The sequence below is a fragment of the Streptomyces iakyrus genome, assembly GCF_000717055.1.
Classification (GTDB): Bacteria; Actinomycetota; Actinomycetes; order Streptomycetales; family Streptomycetaceae; genus Streptomyces; species Streptomyces iakyrus.
In genome coordinates, this window is sequence record NZ_JNXI01000172.1 from 1 (window position 1) to 213 (window position 213).

The 213-nt window shown below is 65.7% G+C and carries 1 protein-coding gene; it reads left to right on the top strand.

From position 1 onward, the window contains the following. Positions 1–213 (top strand): glycoside hydrolase family 48 protein (locus OO68_RS41985; protein WP_033314774.1); only part of this gene is annotated, 213 nt, incomplete at both ends.

Here is a 213-nt window from a genome sequence, read left to right on the forward strand (position 1 = left end):
GTCACCGGCGACTGGTCCAAGTTCAACGGCGCGTGGGATCTGATGGAGAAGTACATGATCCCCACCAAGGCCGACCAGCCGACGAACTCCTTCTACAACCCCGCCAAGCCCGCCACCTACGCCCCGGAGCTGGACACGCCGAACGAGTACCCGGCCAAGCTCGAACCGTCCGTCGCGGCAGGCTCCGACCCGATCGCGGCCGAGCTGAAGAAC